We start from the raw sequence: 5,816 nt of genomic DNA on the forward strand, positions 1-5,816 counted from the left end.
GATGATCGAGCAGGCTCAAATCCTGCTAGCTCGCATGTAATTTATTAGCTCGCGCCTCGTCGCGAGCTTGTTTTTTGTACCAACACAACTCTCACGCAAACGATTGCGCAATATGCGTGACAATTGAGATTGTTACTGGTATAAACCTCTCAAAATTTAGAAAACTCAATTCAGGAGAACACCATGGAACTGTCAGCATTGACTGCTGTTTCACCAGTAGACGGCCGTTACGGAAGCAAGACTGTTGCATTACGCAGCATCTTTAGTGAGTTTGGCCTACTAAAGTACCGCTCTATCGTTGAAGTTCGTTGGTTACAAAAGCTTGCAGCTACAGATGCAATCAAAGAAGTACCAGCGTTCAGTGCAGAAGCTAACCAGTTTCTTGATGAACTAGCAGCTAACTTCAGTGAAGAAGATGCTCTACGTATCAAAGAGATCGAGCGCACGACTAACCACGACGTTAAAGCGGTTGAGTACTTCTTGAAAGAGAAAGTTGCTGGCGTTCCTGAACTTCACGCTGTAAACGAATTTATTCACTTTGCATGTACTTCTGAAGACATCAACAACACATCTCACGCGCTTATGCTTAAAGAAGCTCGTGACACAGTGATTCTTCCAGAAATCCGTAACGTAATTGATGCTATCAAAGCACTTGCGAACGAGTACCGCGACATTCCATTACTGTCTCGTACACACGGTCAGCCGGCTTCTCCTTCTACTATGGGTAAAGAGATGGCTAACGTTGCGTACCGTATGGAACGTCAATACAAGCAAATCGAAAACGTTGAGATCCTAGCGAAAATCAACGGTGCTGTAGGTAACTACAACGCACACCTTTCTGCATACCCAGAAGTTGAATGGCACCAGTTCAGCGAAGAGTTCATCACTGAATCTCTTGGCGTAACTTGGAACCCGTACACAACTCAAATCGAACCTCACGATTACATCGCTGAGCTTTTTGATGCAGTTGCACGTTTCAACACAATCCTTCTGGACTTCGACCGTGACGTTTGGGGCTACATCGCTCTTGGTCACTTCAAGCAGAAGACTATTGCTGGCGAAATCGGTTCTTCTACAATGCCGCATAAAGTTAACCCAATTGACTTCGAAAACTCTGAAGGCAACCTTGGTCTAGCAAACGCAGTATTCAGCCACCTTGCACAAAAGCTTCCAGTTTCTCGCTGGCAGCGTGACCTTACTGACTCTACGGTTCTTCGTAACCTAGGTGTTGGTGTTGGCTACGCTATCATTGCATACACTTCGACTCTGAAAGGTATTAGCAAGCTAGAAGTTAACCGTGAAGCGCTACTTGCTGAACTAGACAAGAACTGGGAAGTACTAGCAGAACCAGTACAAACAGTAATGCGCCGTTACGGCATCGAGAAGCCATACGAGAAGCTAAAAGAGCTAACTCGTGGTAAACGTGTAGATGGCGAAGGCATGCGTGCATTCATCGACGGCCTTGAAATCCCTGCAGACGAGAAAGTTCGTCTGAAAGAGATGACTCCAGCGAACTACATCGGTCAAGCTATCGAGCTAACTGACAAGCTGTAAGATTCGAATTTCGAATCACAGAATAGACTAAGGCTTCCCATGTGGAAGCCTTTTTGTTGGGCGGAAGAAAGTGTGCTTAGTACGCGCTGTTATCAAAAGAACATAGCCCCCCTCCTAATTACCCTACACATGTCAGTCCGTGCGATATCAACCAATAAATATTGCAACGCTTCATCACTAGTAACCCTCTATCACCAGACACATATCCCTCGGATACTTACTGTCTTGAATACCAAGATCAAAAAAGGCCTCCCGAAGGAAGCCTTTCAAAGGTCTCTTGTCGTCTAGCGACGAGAATTACGTAGCGATTACATGTTACGTAGAGACGCAATACGCTTGTCTAGTGGTGGGTGGCTCATCAGAAGCTCAGTAAGCGATTTCTTGCCGTTGATACCAAATGCCATCATAGAACCTTCTAGTTGTGGCTCATGGCTCACCTTAAGACGCTCTAGCGCTGCTATCATCTTCTCTTTACCTACTAAGTGCGCAGCACCTGCATCGGCATGGAATTCACGATGACGGCTGTACCACATCGTAATGAAGCTTGCTAAGAAACCAAATACTAATTCCAGCACCATAGACACACCAAAGTACACCATCATGTTGCTGCCACCCTCTTCTTCGTTGTCATTCGACGCAACAATGTTGGCGATGAAACGAGATAGGAAGATAACGAACGTGTTCACCACGCCCTGCATTAGCGTCATGGTCACCATATCACCGTTCGCGATGTGACTCACTTCATGCGCTAACACTGCTTCAGCTTCATCACGCGTCATGTTGTGTAGCAGACCCGTAGAGACTGCTACTAATGAATCATTACGCTTAGCGCCCGTCGCGAATGCGTTGATGTCTGGCGAGTCGTAGATCGCCACTGTTGGCATACCAATACCAACTTGTTGAGATTGACGGCTTACCGTCTCCATCAACCAATGTTCTGTTTCGTTACGTGGGCTTTCAATGACCATACCGCCTACCGATCGTAGCGCCATTTTCTTTGACATCATCAATGAAATGAATGAGCCACCAAAGCCAAATACTGCAGCCATCACCAATAAGCCTGATAGGCTACCAGGTTGCATACCTGTAACTGCGTATACAATATTAAGAACAACACTTAGTACCAATACAACCGCTAGGTTGGTTGCAAGGAACAACATTACTCGCTTCATTACTTATCTCCGCATGAAAGCTGTTTTTATAAAACTTATTATTATAGACAAGGCAGACAGCAATTTATTCCAACCTTGAAGACTTATACTTACTTATACATATAGTCTTAGATTAAGAAAACAAGGTTAAGCATTAAATTGCAACATTTGATTACGAGACCATATTCGAATCACCTCCAGTCTATTAGACCTAAGTCGTATGGTGTCGGTATAACAATCCGTTTACAGTGGCTTCAGATGATTTATTGGCTAGTCCATGTACAAAAAGGGAAGAATCATGGTTGAAGGTACTAACACTCAAATGGCTATCGATTTACTGTGCTGTCACCTAGGGATTACTGAAGAAGAAGCAAAAAAGCAGATTGGGATCCTAACACCGCAAGCGGCACAGACAAAAATCACAGAGACACAACAAGCACTAATGGGACTTACAAAAGAACACTAACCCATAGCGACTTGTTCAAAGGCCAGTTGTTTATAAACTCATGGCCAAAAGGCTTAACATAGCAAAAGGGCTGCAATCGCAGCCCTTTTCTTGTTTAACGTATAACTCGAAGTTTAAAGGTCGAGCAATGGCTGTATATTAATATACTTACCAATGTTCTTAGACTTTGCTCTTGGCACATACGGAATTTCACCTAACTTCGGTGCACCTAGCTTATCTTCAAGCATCGCTATAATTTCAGCGTAATGTTCAGTACCTGGGTTAATGCGGTTTGCAACCCAACCTACTAGGTTCAGTCCATCAGCACGAATCACTTCTGCAGTTAGCAGTGCATGACTCAAACAGCCAAGCTTAATGCCGACCGTCAATACCACTGGCAGCTGCTCTTTTTTGACCCAGCTAGACAAATATTCTTCATCAGAAACCGGTACACGCCAACCACCAGCACCTTCAACTAACACGATGTCAGAGTTTTGCTTATGCTCTGCCAACTTAGCTGATAATACGGTTTCATCAATCACCACACCATCATGCTTTGCTGCAATGTGTGGTGATGATGGTAGCAACAGCGCATACGGATTAACGTCTTCGTAGGCGATATCTTGCGTCGCAGCTTCTTGAAGGTGCAATGCATCACTGTTACGTAACCCTTCAGGGTATTGTTCACACCCTGCTGCAACTGGCTTATAACCAATTGTTGATAAATCTTGTGCGGCCAAAGCTTGAAGAATCGCTTTTGAAACCATAGTTTTTCCCACTTCGGTATCCGTACCTGCAATGAATAATGCATCAATCATAATTGAATAACCCCTAAACAAACTTGATATGTTGCTGGCAAGAAACCTTGATGGTTTTTAAACTCTCGATATTCCCGTTCAACAAGCTGCAACATGCGGCGACTTGTTAAACCTTGTGAGCGACCACTTACGTGATTAGCGCCGATACCTTTAAGGTCGCGCATCAGTTCAAACGCAGTGTCGTACCAAACGGTGATGGTGGGCAAGTCTAGTTGATGAGCCGTACAGCTAGATTGCGCTAACGCAATTTTTACCTGATTGATTGTAATAAAATGGTTAACGTGTTGATGTGCGTCAATTTTGGACCACGACTTTTTCAGTTCAAACAGTGATCCATCAAGCAAAGTTGAGAAAATAACACGTCCACCAACCGCTGTAACACGCTTCATCTCTCTCAAAGGCGACGACAAGTCGTCACACCATTGCAACGCAAGGCTAGAGAAAACGATGTCAAAGTGCCCGTCTTCAAACGGTAATTGCTCGGCATCGGCTTGTTGATATGAAGAGACTGATACACCACAGCGCTGTTTTGCTTCGTCCAACATTCCATTGGAAAGGTCAGCACATACCACTGCAGCACCTCGCTTAACTAACTGTTCAGAGAAATACCCTGTACCACAACCTAGATCGAGCACCTTTAACCCAGAGAGGTCACTCGGTAGCTTATCCAATAGTCGGTGGCCTACATCGCGCTGAAACTCAGCGTGTTTGTCATAGGTTGCAGCTGCTTTGCCGAAGGCTTCAGCAATCGCACTCTTATCTTGGCTTACGTAATTATGCACTACTGCTTCTTGTGACATTTACTGAGCCTCTTTCTTTAATTCAAAGCTTGATTCTATGCTTGGTTTGCTTCCAGAGTCGTTGCTTCGCTCTATTGCTTGAAGCAACGAGTCAGTTAACTGAAGAATCTGTTTCTGACTGTGGTTCGCCGTTAAGGTAATACGCAAACGAGCAGTCCCAATAGGCACCGTTGGTGGCCTTATTGCCGTTACCCAAACTTGGTTGCGCTTTAACTCTTCAGCAATAGATAGTGCTGCTTGGGCTTCGCCGATTAAAAATGGCTTGATCGGCGTCTGAGTATCAATAAAACCTTTCACATCATTCATCTGCTCTGCATAGAGAGCGCCTAACTCCGTGAGTTTCTCACGACGCCACTCTTGCGTTTGAATCATCTGGCATGCATGAGACAAAGCCACCGCTTGTGAAGGTGGCATTGCCGTCGAATACACATGATGACGCGCACACTGAGTTAAGTAATCACCCACTTCTGACGAACAAAGAATCGCAGCACCAGAAAGGCCAAATGCTTTACCAAAGGTCACCACCAAGATATCAGGTGAGATTTGTGCGGCGTTGCAACTCCCTGCCCCGTTATCACCTAATACGCCAATACCGTGGGCATCATCAACCACCAACCAACTGTCGTATTGATTAGTCAGGCTAGATATCTGGCTGAGAGGCGCTTGATCACCATCCATGCTGAACACACCCTCAGTCACAACCAAGGATTGTGGAGTTTGACTCAATAGCGACTCTAAATGTTGCGTGTCGTTATGCTTAAAGCGTTTCATGGTTGCAGGTGAAAGCATCCCCGCTTCCATCAAAGAGGCGTGGTTGAGCTTATCTTGCAGTAGAAAATCGTCTTTTTCGAGCAGAGAAAACAACAAAGCTTGATTAGCACTGAAACCAGAACTAAATAGAATGGCACGTTCAAAGCCAAGCCATTCACACAGCTGAGCCTCTAAATTTCGATGAGCAGGACTAAAACCCGTGACCAATGGCGATGCTGCACTTCCAGCACCATATTTGGAAAGTCCGGTTTGCCATGCATCGACCAGTTCAGGATCG

At 45.0% G+C, this 5,816-nt stretch carries 6 protein-coding genes; 2 read left to right on the forward strand and 4 right to left on the reverse strand.

Features of this window, described 5'->3' with window-relative positions; all coding sequences use genetic code 11:
- Positions 1-183: 183 nt before the first annotated feature.
- Positions 184-1,554, forward strand: coding sequence for an adenylosuccinate lyase (gene purB / locus AB4653_RS13925; protein ID WP_009848814.1), 1,371 nt, complete (start codon positions 184-186; stop codon positions 1,552-1,554).
- Between the two features lie 308 nt (positions 1,555-1,862).
- On the opposite strand, the gene htpX is transcribed toward purB, so the two are convergent.
- A complete protein-coding gene (htpX, locus tag AB4653_RS13930) occupies positions 1,863-2,726 on the reverse strand; it encodes a protease HtpX (RefSeq protein ID WP_017098153.1) in 864 nt (287 codons plus the stop codon).
- Between the two features lie 277 nt (positions 2,727-3,003).
- Between htpX and AB4653_RS13935 the strand changes: the two genes are divergently transcribed.
- Positions 3,004-3,171: a hypothetical protein gene (locus tag AB4653_RS13935; protein ID WP_009848816.1), complete on the forward strand. Its 168-nt coding sequence runs from the start codon at positions 3,004-3,006 to the stop codon at positions 3,169-3,171.
- Between the two features lie 113 nt (positions 3,172-3,284).
- Here AB4653_RS13935 and bioD read toward each other — a convergent pair whose 3' ends face one another.
- From bioD to AB4653_RS13950, 3 genes are all read right to left on the reverse strand, one after another.
- Positions 3,285-3,968, reverse strand: a complete 684-nt coding sequence (gene bioD / locus AB4653_RS13940; RefSeq protein WP_102257834.1) for a dethiobiotin synthase — start codon at positions 3,966-3,968, stop codon at positions 3,285-3,287.
- The gene (gene bioC, locus AB4653_RS13945; protein ID WP_009848818.1) at positions 3,965-4,768 is read right to left on the reverse strand and encodes a malonyl-ACP O-methyltransferase BioC; all 804 of its coding nucleotides are present in this window, start codon (positions 4,766-4,768) and stop codon (positions 3,965-3,967) included. Before bioC ends, bioD begins: the two co-directional genes overlap by 4 nt.
- A partial coding sequence (locus AB4653_RS13950) for an 8-amino-7-oxononanoate synthase (RefSeq protein ID WP_372104465.1) occupies positions 4,769-5,816 on the reverse strand: 1,048 nt, incomplete at its 5' end.

The sequence above is a fragment of the Vibrio sp. 10N.222.48.A3 genome (assembly GCF_041475345.1).
Lineage (GTDB): Bacteria > Pseudomonadota > Gammaproteobacteria > Enterobacterales > Vibrionaceae > Vibrio > Vibrio tasmaniensis_A.